This window comes from Streptomyces sp. NPDC002669 (genome assembly GCF_042889165.1).
GTDB lineage: Bacteria > Actinomycetota > Actinomycetes > Streptomycetales > Streptomycetaceae > Streptomyces.
Genome location: NZ_JBIAQQ010000001.1, coordinates 120,426 through 136,184, shown reverse-complemented (window position 1 = coordinate 136,184; position 15,759 = coordinate 120,426). Strand labels below are relative to the sequence as shown.

Annotated in this window: 13 protein-coding genes; 8 read left to right on the top strand and 5 right to left on the bottom strand. The window is 71.5% G+C overall.

The features are described from left to right. Window positions 1-27: 27 nt before the first annotated feature. Window positions 28-996 (top strand): alpha/beta hydrolase, encoded by a 969-nt coding sequence (locus ACFYW1_RS00590; RefSeq protein WP_388985205.1) that lies wholly within the window; start codon window positions 28-30, stop codon window positions 994-996. A 47-nt stretch (window positions 997-1,043) separates the two neighbouring features. Here ACFYW1_RS00590 and ACFYW1_RS00585 read toward each other — a convergent pair whose 3' ends face one another. Continuing rightward, window positions 1,044-2,021: a site-specific integrase gene (locus ACFYW1_RS00585; protein ID WP_388985203.1), complete on the bottom strand. Its 978-nt coding sequence runs from the start codon at window positions 2,019-2,021 to the stop codon at window positions 1,044-1,046. Between the two features lie 169 nt (window positions 2,022-2,190). After that, complete coding sequence (locus tag ACFYW1_RS00580; RefSeq protein ID WP_388985201.1) at window positions 2,191-2,832, bottom strand: TetR/AcrR family transcriptional regulator; 642 nt, start codon at window positions 2,830-2,832, stop codon at window positions 2,191-2,193. Between the two features lie 87 nt (window positions 2,833-2,919). On the opposite strand from ACFYW1_RS00580, the gene ACFYW1_RS00575 reads away from it, so the two are divergent. Then, window positions 2,920-3,381 carry a nuclear transport factor 2 family protein gene (locus ACFYW1_RS00575; protein ID WP_388985199.1) on the top strand — a complete coding sequence of 154 codons (462 nt, stop codon included), beginning with the start codon at window positions 2,920-2,922 and terminating at the stop codon, window positions 3,379-3,381. A gap of 103 nt (window positions 3,382-3,484) precedes the next feature. On the opposite strand, the gene ACFYW1_RS00570 is transcribed toward ACFYW1_RS00575, so the two are convergent. After that, complete coding sequence (locus tag ACFYW1_RS00570) at window positions 3,485-4,759, bottom strand: aminotransferase class I/II-fold pyridoxal phosphate-dependent enzyme (RefSeq protein WP_388985197.1); 1,275 nt, start codon at window positions 4,757-4,759, stop codon at window positions 3,485-3,487. Between the two features lie 395 nt (window positions 4,760-5,154). Here ACFYW1_RS00570 and ACFYW1_RS00565 point away from each other — a divergent pair, with 395 nt between their 5' ends. Both ACFYW1_RS00565 and ACFYW1_RS00560 read left to right on the top strand, forming a co-directional pair. Further along, window positions 5,155-5,997 carry a nitrilase-related carbon-nitrogen hydrolase gene (locus tag ACFYW1_RS00565; protein WP_148840210.1) on the top strand — a complete coding sequence of 281 codons (843 nt, stop codon included), beginning with the start codon at window positions 5,155-5,157 and terminating at the stop codon, window positions 5,995-5,997. Continuing rightward, complete coding sequence (locus ACFYW1_RS00560; RefSeq protein ID WP_388985195.1) at window positions 5,994-7,277, top strand: aspartate aminotransferase family protein; 1,284 nt, start codon at window positions 5,994-5,996, stop codon at window positions 7,275-7,277. The genes ACFYW1_RS00565 and ACFYW1_RS00560 overlap by 4 nt, the downstream gene beginning before the upstream one ends. Window positions 7,278-7,394: 117 nt before the next feature. On the opposite strand, the gene ACFYW1_RS00555 is transcribed toward ACFYW1_RS00560, so the two are convergent. After that, window positions 7,395-9,281, bottom strand: coding sequence for an alkaline phosphatase family protein (locus ACFYW1_RS00555; RefSeq protein ID WP_388985193.1), 1,887 nt, complete (start codon window positions 9,279-9,281; stop codon window positions 7,395-7,397). Between the two features lie 411 nt (window positions 9,282-9,692). On the opposite strand from ACFYW1_RS00555, the gene ACFYW1_RS00550 reads away from it, so the two are divergent. The 4 genes from ACFYW1_RS00550 to ACFYW1_RS00535 all read left to right on the top strand — a co-directional run bounded on the left by ACFYW1_RS00550 (window position 9,693) and on the right by ACFYW1_RS00535 (window position 14,256). After that, window positions 9,693-9,848: a hypothetical protein gene (locus ACFYW1_RS00550; RefSeq protein ID WP_388985191.1), complete on the top strand. Its 156-nt coding sequence runs from the start codon at window positions 9,693-9,695 to the stop codon at window positions 9,846-9,848. A 136-nt stretch (window positions 9,849-9,984) separates the two neighbouring features. Beyond that, complete coding sequence (gene hydA, locus ACFYW1_RS00545) at window positions 9,985-11,376, top strand: dihydropyrimidinase (protein WP_388985190.1); 1,392 nt, start codon at window positions 9,985-9,987, stop codon at window positions 11,374-11,376. A gap of 146 nt (window positions 11,377-11,522) precedes the next feature. Beyond that, a complete protein-coding gene (locus ACFYW1_RS00540) occupies window positions 11,523-12,542 on the top strand; it encodes a TIGR03842 family LLM class F420-dependent oxidoreductase (protein ID WP_388985188.1) in 1,020 nt (339 codons plus the stop codon). Window positions 12,543-12,708: 166 nt separating this feature from the next. Then, window positions 12,709-14,256 (top strand): NCS1 family nucleobase:cation symporter-1, encoded by a 1,548-nt coding sequence (locus ACFYW1_RS00535; RefSeq protein WP_388985186.1) that lies wholly within the window; start codon window positions 12,709-12,711, stop codon window positions 14,254-14,256. A gap of 39 nt (window positions 14,257-14,295) precedes the next feature. Here the strand turns inward: ACFYW1_RS00535 and ACFYW1_RS00530 are convergent, their stop codons facing one another. Beyond that, a complete protein-coding gene (locus ACFYW1_RS00530; protein ID WP_388985184.1) occupies window positions 14,296-15,666 on the bottom strand; it encodes an MFS transporter in 1,371 nt (456 codons plus the stop codon). Between the last annotated feature and the right edge of the window lie 93 nt (window positions 15,667-15,759).

Sequence of the window (15,759 nt, the reverse complement as noted above, 5' to 3'; positions counted from 1 at the left end):
CGCCACCACCCACGAGAGGCAACGACCATGACCACAGCACGCCCCTCCCTCGACCCCGAACTGCATGAACTCCTGGCCGACATGCCGCTGATGTCCCAGCTCAGCCCGGAAGTGCTGGCGCAGGTACGCCCCTTCTCCTCGATGCCCGTCGAACCCCTCCTCGAAGGTCGCGCTATCGACCGGCGCGAGGTCACCGTTGCGAGTCCGGACGGCACCCCGATCCCCTTGTCCGTCTTCAGCCCCGCGAACAGCGATCGCACCGCTGCCGCACCCTGCGTCTACTGGATGCACGGCGGCGGGATGGTCATGGGCGACCGCTTCTCACAGATCGACATCCCGCTGGAGTGGCTCGACGAGTTCGGTGCCGTCGTGGTCTCCGTCGACTACCGGCTCGCGCCCGAGTCCACCGGCACCATCCCGGTCGACGACTGCTACCAGGGACTGCTCTGGATCGCCGACCACGCCGCCGAACTGGGCATCGACCCCGCCCGGATCATCGTCGCAGGCGCCAGCGCGGGCGGCGGCCTCGCCGCCGGCGTCACCCTGCTGGCCCGCGACCTCGGCACCCCGACGATCGCCGCCCAAGTCCTGATCGGCCCCATGCTCGACCACCGCAACACCACCACCTCCAGCCTCCAGTACTCGAACGGGCCCGGCGTCTGGACCCGCGAGATGAACGCATTCGGATGGCGCTGCCTTCTCGGCGACCTCACCGACGACGAGGTACCCGCATACGTCTCACCCGCCCTGGCCGACGACCTCGGGGGCCTGCCGACCACCTACATCGACAACGGCTCCGCCGAAGTCTTCCGCGACGAGGACACCGACTACGCCACCCGCATCTGGGCGGCCGGCGGCCAGGCCGAACTCCACGTCTGGGCAGGCGGCTTCCACGGATTCGACGCCCTGTACCCGCAGGCACACATCTCGGCCACAGCCCGCCGAACCCGCACCGACTGGCTCGCCCGGCTCCTGCTCACGAACCCCGCCGCATAGGCGAAGTCGACGAGTTTCGGTCGTACGCTTCAGCCTTGGCTAAGACCTCAGCGTCTGCTGTCTCCGGGCGCGAGCAGGCTGGTGACCTCGGCGATCGCCTCCGCCGAGGGGTGGAAGCAGCGCCGTACGTTCTCCGGCTTCTTGTGCCGGGACTTCGCCATCGGCATGGGCAGGCCGGCCCCGGCCTCGCCGAGGTGGGTGAGGCCAGAATGGCGGTATTCGTGCAGGTCCCAGCCCGTGCCCGGCACCCCGCCGACTGCGGTGTGGGCGTCGAGCAGGGCGCGGGCCCGACCGTACGACAGCCGGACCAGCCCGGTGTCCGGGCACACGTCACGCGGCGCGAGGACCTTGCTGGGACCCGGCTTGCGGTGGGTGACGAACACCGGCCCGCGCGTGCGGCCCCTGATCAGCCGGGGCAGCAGGCGGGCGGTGCCGGCGTCCCAGTACACGGGCTCCATGACGTAGTCCTCGCGTGGAACGCCGCGGCGGCGGGTGCGCGGCTTCGCGTCCTTGGCCTTCACCGGAGCCCGGCGCCCGGCAAGGTCCAGCTCCTCGATGTCGACGCCCAGGATCTCCTCCGACCGCGCGACGGTCTCGTAGAGCATCCGCCACAGTGACTTCTCCCGGAGATGGACGTCGCGGCGGGCGATCAGCCGGTCGACCGCCATCTTCGAGCGGGCCGGGGCCTCCGAGTCCGGCGGGGGCATCCGCTTCACCCAGGTCGGCACCTTCGGGCCGTCGTACCCGCGCTCGACACACCGGCCCAGCCAGGACAGCACCGCCGCCCGGCGGACGTTCCACGTGTTGACCGCCGCCTCGCCCCACAGCTGTTCGAGGGCGCCGCCGATCTCGTCGTCCGCGACCGTGGCGAGCGGGCGGGCCTCGCCGAGGTGTTCGGCGGTCTTGCCGACGCCGATGCCGTACGACCGGAGCGTGTTCGCGTTGTCGAGTGAGTCGAGGAACACGTCGGCCGCCGCGCGGACGGTCAACGCCTTCCCTGCGGGCAGTCGTACGACGGCGGGCACCGCTTCCCCCTTGCCGCAGATAACGGGGCCGCTTCGCGCACGGCCCCGAGGACGTCGCCGCAGGTCATGATCAGCGATCCCGCAGATAATAGGGCGTCATCTGCGGGAAGACTTCAGACGGGTCCGGCCGTCGACGCTCCGTCAGCCACCCACCAGGGCCGATCGAGGCTTAGCGCCGGTTTTCGTTCCGATGTTCCTCAACCCCCGCATAGGCGGGCCGTGTGCGGCCGGACCGGGATATTTCCGGCGGTCGGCCGATGAGCGTTCCGGCGGCCGTCCGGGCGGCCCGGGCGGCCCGGGGGTCCCCCGTGACAGATGCCGTGACGATCGCCCCTTCGGCCAGGAGGCACACGGGTTCGGCCGGGGCGTCGGTGGCCGCACCGACCCATGCGGTGATCCGGTCGTGGAACGCCTTCTTGTGCGCACGCACCTCGGCGAGGACCGCGGGCGAGGAGGAGCCCAGCTCGCCATGGACGTTGATCCAGGCGCAGCCGCGGAAGCCGGGCTCCGCGAACCACCGCTCCAGCCAGTCGAAGAGCGACAGGACGCGTTCACGGGGGTCCTCGCGCCGCTCCACGTACTCGGCGAGGTCCGTCAGCCACCGGCGGTCCCGGCGCCGCAGCACCGCGACGACCAGGTCCTCCTTCGTCGCGAAGAGCGCGTAGATCCGCTTCAGCGACAGCCCCGCGGCCGCGCGTACGGCGTCCATGCCGACGGCCTGGACGCCGCGTTCGTAGAAGAGCGCCTCGGCGGCGGCCAGAAGCGCTTCGCGGTCGCGGGACGTCTGCTCCTCGCTGATCGGGGCCGGCACGCAGGGACCTCCTTGACGTTGAGAACGGACGTTCTCTAGGGTAGTCGAAACCAGTTGAGAACGTACGTTCTCCTTGAGGGGGTACCTGTGAGCGAGTCCCGACCGCCGTTTCCGCCGTTCACCGAAGAGACCGCGCTCCAGAAGGTGCAGGCGGCCGAGGACGCGTGGAACACCCGCGACCCGCACCGCGTGGCGGCGGCCTACACCCCCGACTCGGCCTGGCGCAACCGGGACCTGTTCGTGACGGGGCGCGAGGAGATCGTCCGCTTCCTGACCGCCAAGTGGGAGCGGGAGCTCGACTATGCGCTGCGCAAGAGCCTGTGGGGATTTCACGGGAACCGCATCGCGGTCCGGTTCCAGTACGAGTGGCACGACGCGGCCGGCCAGTGGTGGCGCAGCTACGGCAACGAGCTGTGGCAGTTCGATCCGCGAGGGCTGATGGAGCGGCGCGAGGCGAGCATCGACGACCTGCGGATCGACGCGGCCGACCGGAGGATCTTCGGCCCCCGCCCCGAGGACGAACGAGGCGTCGAGCTTCCTCTCCGGTAGCGGGTGCGGCAGCTTCCGCCGTTCCGGCCGGGGGCGGAGCGGTCGCGGCCCGGGGCGGCGCGTACGCCCGCGCCGGGGGCGGCGCGGGCATACGGCGGGGCGACTACTCCCGGCCCGCCCGCTGCTCGTGGCCCACGAGCCTGACGCAGACGGCGAGCCCCGAGATCGCCTGTTCCAGCTCCGGGAGGCCCGGGTAGCTGGGGGCGATGCGGATGACCGCGTCGCGCGGGTCGTCGCCGTACGGGTGGGTGGCGCCGGCCGGGGTCAGCACGATGCCCGCCTCGGCGGCGCGGCGCACGACCTCCTTGGCGCAGCCGTCCGGGACCTCCAGTGTGACGAAGTACCCGCCCCTGGGCGAGGTCCAGGACGCCAGTCCGCTGTCGCCGAGCTCGGCGGCCAGGATCCGGGCCACCGCCTCGAACTTCGGCTGCAGGAGGGCGCGCTGGTGTTCCATGTGGCGGCGCACGCCGTCGGCGTCCCGCAGGAACAGCACGTGCCGCAGCTGGTTCACCTTGTCGGGGCCGATCGACCGCTTGGAGTTGTTTCCGAGCAGCCACTGCACGTTCGCGGACGAGGAGCCGAAGAACGCCACGCCCGAGCCCGCCGTGGTGATCTTCGAGGTGGAACCGAACACGAACACCCGGTCGGGGTTGCCCGCAGCGGCGCAGGCGGCGAGCAGATCGGCGATCTCGACGGGCTCGTCCGTGAGGTGATGGGCCGCATAGGCGTTGTCCCAGAAGATCCGGAAGTCGGGAGCGGCGGTGTCCATCGAGGCGAGCCGGGTCACGGTCGCGTCGCTGTAGCAGACGCCGTCCGGGTTGCTGTACTTCGGTACGCACCAGATGCCCTTGACCGTCGGGTCCTCGGCGACGAGCCGTTCCACGGCCTCCATGTCCGGACCCTCGGCGGTCATCGGCACCGGGATCATGTCGATCCCGAACCGCTCGCAGAGTGCGAAGTGCCGGTCGTAACCGGGCACCGGGCAGAGGAAGGCGATCCGCTCCTGCTCCACCCAGCGCGACTCGGCGCCCGGCAGCACGCTCAGCAGGGCGTGCACCAGGCAGTCGTGCATCAGCTCCAGGCTGGAGTTGCCGGCCGCGACCAGCTGCCCCACCGGGACCTGGAGCACGTCGGCGAAGATCTCCCGCAGTTCGGGCAGCCCCTGCAGGCCGCCGTAGTTGCGCACGTCCGTACCGTCGGCGGAGGTGTGCCGCCCGCCCGGCAGGCTCAGCAGGTCATCGGAGAGGTCGAGCTGCTCGGGCGCCGGCTTGCCCCGGGTGAGGTCGAGCGAGAGCCCGAGTCCCACCAGGTCCCGGTAGTCCTGGCGGGCCCGGTCGAGGAGCCCGGTGAGGGCTTCGGGGCTCAGCTCGGTGGTCATGGTGTTTCCTCTCGCAGGTGCCGCACGGACGGGGCTCCCGCCGAGAATACAAACCGCGCGTCCCCCGCCGACCGGGCCCCGTCGGCGACGCGGCTCCCGCCCGGTCCACCGGTCCCGTCGGCCCGCCGTGACGGGGCGGTGGTGGAGGAGGGCGTCCGGTCGCCCCTCCCGCCCGGTCGGCCCCGTCTCCGCGGCCCCGGAACGGCACCTGCTTTCCAGTGGCGGGGGCCGGGGAGCGTGTGGACCGCACGGGTGTGAAACAAGATCGACTCCGCCGGTTCACGGCGATGGTCTTGCCCCGCTGTGTGGCGGGGCTTACGTTCTCCTCTACGTCCGTGTCTACGGGCGTAGAAAACGCGTTGAGGCTCTCTGACGCCGCGTCGAAGGAGCAGCTCATGTCCCAAGTCGTACGCGCCGCACTCGTCCAGGCGACCTGGACCGGCGACACCGAATCCATGATCGCCAAGCATGAGGAACACGCACGCGAGGCCGCCCGTCAGGGTGCGCAGATCATCGGCTTCCAGGAGGTGTTCAACGCCCCCTACTTCTGCCAGGTGCAGGAACCCGAGCACTACCGCTGGGCCGAGGCCGTGCCGGACGGGCCGACCGTCCGCCGGATGCAGGACCTCGCCCGGGAGACCGGCATGGTGATCGTCGTGCCGGTCTACGAAGTCGAGCAGTCGGGCTTCTACTACAACACCGCCGCCGTGATCGATGCCGACGGCTCCTATCTCGGCAAGTACCGCAAGCACCACATCCCGCAGGTCAAGGGCTTCTGGGAGAAGTACTACTTCAAGCCCGGGAACGTCGGCTGGCCGGTCTTCGACACCGCCGTCGGCAAGGTCGGCGTCTACATCTGCTACGACCGCCACTTCCCGGAGGGCTGGCGTCAACTCGGACTCAACGGAGCCCAGTTGGTGTACAACCCGTCGGCCACCTCGCGCGGTCTCTCCGGTTATCTCTGGCAGTTGGAACAGCCCGCCTCGGCCGTCGCCAACGAATACTTCATCGCCGCGATCAACCGCGTGGGCCAGGAGGAGTACGGCGACAACGACTTCTACGGGACCAGCTACTTCGTCGACCCGCGCGGCCAGTTCGTCGGCGAGGTCGCCAGCGACAAGGAGGAGGAACTCGTCGTCCGCGACCTCGACTTCGGCCTCATCGACGAGGTCAGGCAGCAGTGGGCGTTCTACCGGGACCGCCGCCCCGACGCGTACGAGGGACTGGTGGAGCCGTGAGCAGTCTGTACGACCGCCATCTCGCCGTCTGCCCCGACTGGCTGGCGCTCTATTACAAGAAGCCCCTGGAGATCACCCACGGCGAGGGCCGTCACGTCTGGGACGCCGACGGCCGGCGCTACCTCGATTTCTTCGGCGGCATCCTCACCACCATGACCGCCCACGCCCTGCCCGAGGTGACCAAGGCGGTCGCCGAGCAGGCGGGGCGGATCATCCACTCCTCCACGCTCTACCTCAACCGGCCGATGGTCGAGCTGGCCGAGCGCATCGCCGCGCTCTCCGGAATCCCGGACGCCCGGGTCTTCTTCACCACCTCCGGCACCGAGGCCAACGACACGGCGCTGCTGCTCGCCACCGCGTACCGCAAGTCGAACCAGGTCCTCGCGATGCGCAACAGCTACCACGGCAGGTCCTTCTCCGCGGTCTCCATCACCGGCAACAACGCCTGGTCGCCCACCAGTCTGTCGCCGTTGCAGACGCTGTACGTGCACGGTGGTGTCCGCACCCGGGGGCCGTACGCGCACCTCGGCGACGCGGAGTTCGTCGCGGCCTGCGTCGCGGACCTGGAGGACCTGCTCGGCCACACCCGGACCCCGGCCGCGCTGATCGCCGAACCCATCCAGGGCGTCGGGGGGTTCACCTCGCCGCCCGACGGGCTGTACGCGGAGTTCCGCCGGGTCCTCGACCGGCACGGCGTCCTGTGGATCTCCGACGAGGTGCAGACCGGCTGGGGCCGTTCCGGCGAGCACTTCTGGGGCTGGCAGGCGCACGGCCGGAACGGGCCGCCGGACATCCTCACCTTCGCCAAGGGCATCGGGAACGGCATGTCGATCGGCGGGGTGGTGGCCCGTGCCGAGGTCATGAACTGCCTGGACGCCAACTCCATCTCGACCTTCGGCGGTTCCCCGGTCACCATGGCGGCGGGCCTGGCCAACCTCTCGTACCTGCTGGAGCACGACCTCCAGGGCAACGCCCGGCGGGTCGGCGGGCTGCTGATCGAGCGGCTGCGGGCGATCGCGGCGGGTTCGGAGCACGTGCGGGAGGTGCGCGGCCGGGGCCTGATGATCGGCATCGAACTGGTGCGGCCCGGCACCGACGAGGCGGACCCGCAGGCGGCCGCGGCCGTGCTGGAGGCGGCCCGGGAGGGCGGACTGCTCATCGGCAAGGGCGGCGGCCACAACACCAGTGTGCTGCGGATCGCGCCGCCGCTCTCGCTGACCATCCCGGAAGCGGAGGAGGGGGCCGGGATCCTGGCCGAGGCCCTTCGGTCGGTGGCCTGATACCGGGCGGGCCGGGCCGGTGCGGGTGGATCGGCCCGCATCGGACCGGCCCGTCGGCTTCGGTGGACCGGGCGGCGGGCGGGCCCCGGCCGGTGGCTCCGGGGGCCGCCCGGCCGGTCAGCCGCGGTTGCCGGTGGGGCGGGTGAGGTCCAGGCTGCGGACCGGGTCGAGCTCGCCGTGGTACGCCAGGTCCCGGTAGCGCACCTCGGTGATCCGCAGCGACGCCTCGGCGACGCCCCGGCCCACCGTGGCCTTGAAGCGGACCGAGCCGTCCTTCTTCGTGCTGCCGGTCAGCTTCCGCACCGTGCCGCCGGACGTCAGTTCGGCGGTGACCTCCGCGCCCTTGACCGGCGCGCCCTGGGCGGTGCGCACCACGCCGTCCACGGTGACCTTCCAGGGCGCGTCGGAACCGGGCCGGCCGAGCAGCTTGCTCCCGGCCGTCAGCGAGGCCACGGCCAGCTGCGACGGCGGGGCGGGCTGGTCGAGGGCGACCCGGTCCACCGTCCAGAAGGCGCTGTTCGTACCGGTGTAGCGGAAGCTCAGCCGGGCCGTCCGCGCACCCGCCGGAACGGCCAGCTCCAGGCGCTCCACGGTGTTGCTGTTCGCCCGGTACGACTTCACGGGCTGCGGGGCGCCGCCGTCGTACGAGACGTACACGTCACCGGTCTGCGGGCCGTCGACCCGGTAGTTCGTCGCGTACGAGACGGTCGCCGTCGCCGCGCCGTTCAGCTCGTACGCGGGGCTGATCAGGGTGGAGTCGAACTGCCCGGCGCCATGCGCCCTGTCGTCCCACTCGTCGGAGTCGGCGACCGCGAAGACGTCGCGGGCGCGGACGTTGGTCTCGCGGCCCTGGCCGCGCTCGGCCTCGGTCCAGAACTCGTCGGTGGCGAAGGCCCAGCCGCGCCACTCGGTGACACCGCCGGCCGGCATCCGGGAGTTGTCGATGGACCAGCCCTTGGGCGCGGTGTTCGTCCACCCCTTGGCGTCGGCCGGGAGCTTCGTCTCGTCGACGGGCCCGCGCAGCGAGGGGCGCAGCGCGTCGAAGGCGTCCGTCTCCGGCTCGGCGAGCGAGGTGCCGTCCAGGTCCCACGCAGGGTCGGTGGCGACGCCCTCGTGGCGCAGCACCGTGGGCGCGATGTCGGTGATCTTGACGTCGTGGCGGACCGAGCCGGGCCGGATGCCCTTGCCCTTGGCGATCACGAACGTGCCGCGTTCCAGCGGGGTGTTGCCGCCGTGCCCGCCGGTGGGGGTGTGGCCGTGGTCGGCGGTGACGACGACGAGCCAGTCCTCCTGGACGTACGTCGGCCGCGAGGCCACGGCGTCGAGCAGCCGTCCCACCTGGGCGTCGGCGGTGTTCAGGGCCTTGAGGTAGGCGGCGCTGGAGGAGCCGGTGCTGTGGCCCGCGCCGTCGACCTCGTCGAGGTGGACGAAGGTGGAGTCGGGGTTGCCGTGCGCGAGGTAGTCGGCGGCCTTGGCGGTGGTGCCCTCGTCGTTGCCGCCCGCTGTCCGCAGGTCGGTCCTCGCCCCGAAGACGGTCTGGGGGATCGGGCTCCAGGTGCCGACGACCAGGGTGGACGTGGCCGGGTCCGCGGTCTCCAGCCGGGTCGCGTAGTCCGGGTACCGGTCGTAGTTCGGGTTCGTGAAGTTGTTGTCCTTCACGTTGTGCTTGTCGGGCCAGACGCCGGTGGCGATGGACGACCAGCCGGCACCGGAGACGGTCGGGGCCATCGGGTTGGCGTACAGGTTGCTCCGGGCGGTCAGCCCGTCGGCCATCAGCCGTTCGATGCGCGGCACGTCGGCGCGCGAGAAGGCGTCGAAGGTGGCGCCGTCGATGCCGATGACCAGGGTCTTCGCCTGCTTGGTGCCGGACGGCAGACCGGCGTACGGGGCGGCGGACGCAGACGTGGGGCTCTGGGCGTGGGCGGCGGTGGTGGCGAGCGGCAGGGCGACGGCGGCGACGGTTGCGGTGGCCAGCACCGTACGCGCGGAGCGCGACAGGGACACGTGATCCTCCGGGATCGGTCGAGGGGCACCGGACAACGGGGGGCGTCCGGTGGTGTGTTCGAGGCTGGCCCCCGGTGGTGATCGGATCACGCCGCGTACGGGACGGGCGCATGAACCGTATCCGACATCTGGACCAGACCCGTCATCAATTCGTTACCCGCGAACGGGTCCACGACCCCACGGACGGGTCCACGCCCCCCGGGCCGGTCCGCGCGCGCACCCGCGCCGGCCCGCGGACGGTGCCGGTCCACGGCGCGGTGTGGGCCGGTGGAGTGTCGGGCGGAGGAAACAGAAACGTCTTCAGCGGTTAGCGGCAGCGGTATTGCCACAGTGGGTAACCCACTTCTACGTTCTTCATCACGCACCTCATCTACGTGCGTAGACCCATTCCGCCACAGTGAGGAGGGGTACATGAGCCGCGCCGTTTTCCACGGCGGTCCCACCGGCGTCGCGTCCGGCGGGAGCCGTGCCGCCGTACGCACCGGGGGCGCCCGTGCCGTGGCCCCCGCGGCACACGGCCTCCGCGCCGCCGACGCCATCGGCACCGGCCCCGGGGCGGCCGGGTGAGCACACGGGCGTCCGGGCCCGCCGACCGGCCGCTGCCCGGACGCCCGTGTGTTCCGACCGGCCGGGCCGTCCGCCGCGGCACGGCCGGAGACAGCCGCGCTCCCCGGCGGACGCGATGTGAAGGGACTTGTGAGGTATGACTCGGACTCTGATTACCGGTGGCCTTGTGATCACGGCCGCCGAGGAGCTGCACGCGGACGTGCTCATCGAGAACGGCCGGGTGGTGGCGCTGGCGACACCGGGCAGCCAGCAGTGGACTGCCGACCGGGTCATCGACGCGTCGCACAAGTACGTGATCCCGGGCGGGATCGACGCGCACACGCACATGGAGATGCCGTTCGGCGGGACCTTCGCGTCGGACACGTTCGAGACGGGCACGAGGGCCGCGGCCTGGGGCGGCACGACCACCGTCATCGACTTCGCGGTGCAGTCCAAGGGAGCGGCGCTGCGGGCGGGGCTGGACACCTGGCACGCGAAGGCCGACGGCAACTGCGCCATCGACTACGGATTCCACATGATCGTGGCGGACGTGAACGAGTCGACGCTGAAGGAGATGGACGGGCTCGTCGAGGAGGGCGTCAGCTCGTTCAAGCTGTTCATGGCGTACCCGGGGGTCTTCTACTCGGACGACGGGCAGATCCTGCGGGCGATGCAGCGGGCCGCCGGGAACGGCGGGCTGATCATGATGCACGCGGAGAACGGCATCGCGATCGACGTACTGGTGGAACAGGCACTGGCCCGCGGCGAGACCGATCCGCGTTACCACGGAGAGGTCCGCAAGGCGCTGCTGGAGTCGGAGGCGACGCACCGCGCGATCAAACTGGCGCAGGTCGCGGGCTCGCCGCTGTACGTGGTGCACGTGTCGGCGCAGGAGGCGGTGGCCGAGCTGGCGCGGGCCCGGGACGAGGGCCTGCCGGTCTTCGGGGAGACCTGCCCGCAGTACCTGTTCCTGTCGACGGACAACCTCGCCGAGCCCGACTTCGAGGGCGCGAAGTACGTGTGCAGCACGCCGCTGCGGCCCAAGGAGCACCAGGCGGCGCTCTGGCGGGGGCTGCGCACCGACGACCTCCAGGTGGTGTCGACGGACCACTGCCCGTTCTGCTTCTCGGGCCAGAAGGAGATGGGCCGCGGCGACTTCTCCAGGATCCCGAACGGGATGCCGGGTGTGGAGCACCGGATGGACCTGCTGCACCAGGCGGTGGTGGACGGGCACATCTCGCGGCGCCGCTGGATCGAGATCGCCTGCGCGGCACCGGCCCGGATGTTCGGCCTGTACCCGAGGAAGGGCACCATCGCGCCGGGCACGGACGCCGACATCGTCATCTACGACCCGGCCGCCGAGCAGACCCTCTCCGCCGAGACCCATCACATGAACGTCGACTACTCGGCGTACGAGGGCAAGCGGCTGACGGGACGGGTGGAAACGGTCCTGTCGCGCGGCGAACCCGTCATCACCGAGCGGGAGTTCACGGGCCGTGCCGGGCACGGCGTGTACACCCCGCGCGGCCTCTGCCAGTACCTGGACTGACCGGCCCGGCACGCCGGGTGCCGCGGCGGGCGGTGCGCCGCCCACGGCATCCGGCCCCGGCAGGCAAGCAGACACGTGTGGATCGTCCGGCGGTCCGCGGCGCGACCGCGACCGCCGGTCCGGACTCGACCCATGAGGGGCCTCACATGGACTTCGGACTCGTCCTGCAGACCGACCCGCCCGCCTCGGCCGTCGTCGGCCTGATGCGCCGCGCCGAACGCAACGGCTTCAGCCACGGCTGGACCTTCGACTCCGCCGTGCTGTGGCAGGAGCCGTTCGTCATCTACAGCCAGATCCTCGAACACACCGAGAACCTCGTCGTCGGCCCGATGGTCACCAACCCGGGCACCCGCACCTGGGAGGTGACCGCCTCCACCTTCGCCACCCTCAACGACATGTACGGCAACCGCACCGTCTGCGGCATCGGGCGGGGCGACTCCGCGATGCGCGTCGCCGGGCGCAAGCCGAACACGCTCGCCAGGATCAGCGGGGCGATGAGGACGATCCGCGCCCTGGGCCGCGGCGACGAGGCCGACCTCGGCGGCACGGTCGTCAAGTTCCCCTGGGTGCGGGAGGGCGCCGAGGTCCCCGTGTGGATGGCGGCGTACGGGCCCAAGGCGCTGAAGATGACCGGCGAGGAGGCCGACGGCTTCATCCTCCAGCTCGCCGACCCGTTCCTCACCGAGTACATGGTGAAGGCGGTGCGCGACGCGGCCGTCGCCGCCGGGCGCGACCCCTCGGAGGTGAAGATCTGCGTCGCCGCGCCCGCGTACGTCACGGCGGACGACTCGCCCGAGGCGCTCGCCCACGCCCGGGAGCAGTGCCGCTGGTTCGGCGGCATGGTCGGCAACCACGTCGCGGACCTGGTGGAGAAGTACGGCTCGGACTCGGGCCTGGTGCCGCAGGAACTGACGGACTACATCAAGGCGCGCGACGGGTACGACTACGCGCACCACGGCCGCTCCGGCAACCCCGACACGAAGTTCGTGCCGGACGAGATCGTGGACCGCTTCTGCCTGATCGGCCCGGTCGAGGCCCATGTCGAGAAGCTGCGCGCGCTGCGGGACCTGGGCGTCGACCAGTTCGCGCTGTACGCGATGCACGACGCGAAGGAGTCGGTGATCGACGAGTACGGCCAGAACGTCATCCCCGCCCTCGACGCCTGACGTCCCGTCCCGACCACCGCGCACACCGTTCGCACCCCGGCCACCGCTCCTCCGGCCACCGCTCGGGCCCCGACCGGGCACGGCAGTTCACGGCACCCGCACGGCCATGTTCCTTCGTTCCCCGTGGGCCCGTCGGGCCCGTGGCATCCCATCGAACGGACTGCCCATGACCAACACCGTCCCACCCCCGTCCCCCTCCCCGATACCGGCCGGAGGGGCGGGCGTCGAACTCCCCGCCGACGCCTACCCCTCCGGCAGCCGCTACGCCAACGAGGACCTGCGTCCCGTACCGGTCGCCGAGCGGCGCTGGACCACGTACAACTTCGTGGCCCTGTGGATCGGCATGGCCCACTGCATCCCGTCCTGGACCCTGGCCTCCGGCCTGGTCGCGCTCGGCATGGACTGGAAACAGGCGGTCCTCACGATCGCGCTGGCGAACCTGATCGTGCTGGCGCCGATGCTGCTGACCGGGCACGCCGGGCCGAAGTACGGCATCCCCTTCCCGGTCCTGGCCCGCGCCTCCTTCGGGATACGCGGCGCGAACCTGCCCGCCATGGTGCGCGCCGCGGTGGCCTGCTGCTGGTTCGGCATCCAGACCTGGATCGGCGGGCAGGGCATCTTCCTGCTGCTGGGGAAGATCTTCGGCGGCTGGGCCGACGCGGGGAAGGTCGGCGGCTACCCGTGGACGCTGTGGCTCTGCTTCGTCCTGTTCTGGGCGCTCGAACTCGCCATCATCTACCGGGGGATGGAGACCCTGCGGCGCTTCGAGAACTGGGCGGCGCCGTTCGTGCTCGTCGGCGCGGCGGTGCTGCTGATCTGGATCGCGAACAAGGCGGGCGGCTTCGGCCCGCTGCTGCACGAGCCGTCGAAGGTCGGCTGGGGCGCGGACTTCTGGAAGGTCTTCTTCCCGGGGCTGATGGGCATGATCGGCTTCTGGTCGACGCTGTCGCTGAACATCCCGGACTTCACCCGCTTCGGCAAGGGACAACGCGCCCAGGTGTGGGGGCAGACCCTCGGCCTGCCGACCACGATGACGGCGTTCGCGCTCATGTCGGTGCTGGTGACGGCGGGTTCGGAGAAGGTGTACGGGGCGGCGGTCTGGGACCCGGTCGAGCTCGCGGCCAAGACGGACAGCGTCTTCGGGCTGCTGTTCGCCCTCGTCACCGTGTTCGTCGCGACGATCTCGGTGAACATCGCGGCCAACGTGGTCTCTCCCGCGTACGACCTGGCGAACCTGGCGCCGAAGCTCATCAACTTCCGCACCGGCGCGCTCATCACGGGCGTCGTGGGGGTGCTGATCATGCCGTGGAAGCTGACCTCGACGCCCGAGCTGTACATCTTCACCTGGCTGGGCGTGGTCGGCGGACTGCTCGGCACGGTGGCCGGCATCCTGATCGCGGACTACTGGATCATCCGCCGGACCGTGCTGCACCTCGCCGACCTGTACGTGGCCGGAGGGCGGTACTGGTACACGCGCGGCTGGAACTGGCGGGCCGTCGCCGCCTTCGTCATCGGCGGCGTGCTCGCCGTCGGCGGGTCCTACTCGACGCTCGACGCGGAGGGGAACAAGGCCGGACCGTTCCCCACCGACGGCCTCGTCCCGTTCCTCAAGCCCCTCGCGGACTACGGCTGGGCCGTCGGGCTCGGTGTCTCCCTGGTCGTGTACGTGGCGCTGACGGCGGGAGCGGGACGGCGGACGGCCGACGACGGCTGAGGGCACGGAACCCCGGTGCGCTCCGGCGGCCGGCCGGTGTCAGCCGTCCACCCGCGACCGGGGAGCCGGTGCCGGCCCGCCCCCGGCCACCGGTGCCGTACCGGTGGTGCGGGGGCGCGGTTCGACCGCCGGGGCCGCGAAGGCGGCGCAGGCGACACAGACCAGGACGACGGACATGGCGGCCCGCAGGCCGATGTGGTCGCCGAGGAAGCCGAGACCGGGCGGCCCGACGAGGAAGGCGAGGTAGCCGATGGTGGCGACCAGACCGACCCGGGCCGTCGGGCCGGGCCCGGATTCCCCCGCGGCGGTCAGCGCGAGCGGGAAGCCGAGCGAGGCGCCCAGGCCCCACAGCAGCACGGCGGCACCGGCCAGGACGGCGCTGTCGGAGACGATGACGACGAGCAGCCCGAGTGCGCCGAGGGCGGCACTGGAGCGCACGACGGCGGTGCGGCCGAAACGGTCCAGGAAGAACGCCCCGGTGAAGCGGCCCAGGGTCATGGCGGCGGCGAACCCGGCGTAGACGAGGGAGCCGGTCGTGGCGTCCACGCCGTGGCCGTCGACCATCAGCAGGGGCAGCCAGTCGTTGGCGGAGCCCTCGGCCAGCGCCATGGCCAGCACGATCGCGCCGATGAGGAGGAGCTTCCCGTCCTTCCACACCGCCGGGTGCGGTCCGTCCTCGCCGTCCTGTCCCGCCCCGCCGGGTGTGAGGCGGCCGGTGCCCGCCGGGACGGCGCGCATCGCGTACAGGAAGAGCCCGGTGGCGAGCAGGGTGATTCCGGCCAGGTGCCAGTGCGCGGGCAACCCGGCGGCGGTGACCGCCATGCCCGTACCGGCCCCGAGAACGGTGCCCAGGCTGAAGCAGCCGTGCAGGGCGGGCAGGGTCGTCGTACCGCTGATCCGCTCGACGTCCGTGCCGTCGACGTTCACGGCCACGTCACTGGTCCCCATGCCCGCACCGAACGCGCAGAGGCCCGCCGTCACCACGGGTACGGACGCGGCGGCGCTGCCCGCGCAGATCGTGGCCATCCCGATGAGGAGCAGCAGCGTTCCCCCGGCGATGACGGGCCGGGTCCCGTAGCGGGAGACCAGCCGGCCCGAGGAGACGATGCCCAGCATCGAGCCGAGCGACAGGCCGAACAGCACCAGGCCCATCTGAGCCGTGGACACGCCCAGCCGGTCCCGGATCTCGGGCGTGCGCGTCACCCATGACGACATCGAGATCCCGGCGAGCAGGAAGAGCAGGAACAGCGCCTGGCGGCGCCGGGACACGGCGCGGTACATGGAAGTGCTTCTCCGGGGAGCTGGAAGGCGGGGGAGGGGCCGGGAGGCAGGACGGGGCGGGGCGGGGCCGGTTCCGGCCGGGTGCGGACCAACGTACCGTCTCGCCCCCGTCGATGAAAGCGCATACAAAAATAATGTCCTGCACCTCGCCCACCGGCCCCGGAGCGGTGGGCCCGAGCGCGGGAAGGAACTCCGGGCGCAGTGGGACGCCGTCCTCGCCGC

Bases quoted from the DNA above. Each gene is read 5' to 3' on its own strand.
- ACFYW1_RS00590 (WP_388985205.1), top strand. From the start codon at position 28: ATGACCACAGCACGCCCCTCCCTCGACCCCGAACTGCATGAACTCCTG.
- ACFYW1_RS00570 (WP_388985197.1), bottom strand. From the start codon at position 4,759: ATGACCACCGAGCTGAGCCCCGAAGCCCTCACCGGGCTCCTCGACCGG.
- ACFYW1_RS00565 (WP_148840210.1), top strand. From the start codon at position 5,155: ATGTCCCAAGTCGTACGCGCCGCACTCGTCCAGGCGACCTGGACCGGC.
- ACFYW1_RS00550 (WP_388985191.1), top strand. From the start codon at position 9,693: ATGAGCCGCGCCGTTTTCCACGGCGGTCCCACCGGCGTCGCGTCCGGC.
- hydA (WP_388985190.1), top strand. From the start codon at position 9,985: ATGACTCGGACTCTGATTACCGGTGGCCTTGTGATCACGGCCGCCGAG.
- ACFYW1_RS00540 (WP_388985188.1), top strand. From the start codon at position 11,523: ATGGACTTCGGACTCGTCCTGCAGACCGACCCGCCCGCCTCGGCCGTC.
- ACFYW1_RS00535 (WP_388985186.1), top strand. From the start codon at position 12,709: ATGACCAACACCGTCCCACCCCCGTCCCCCTCCCCGATACCGGCCGGA.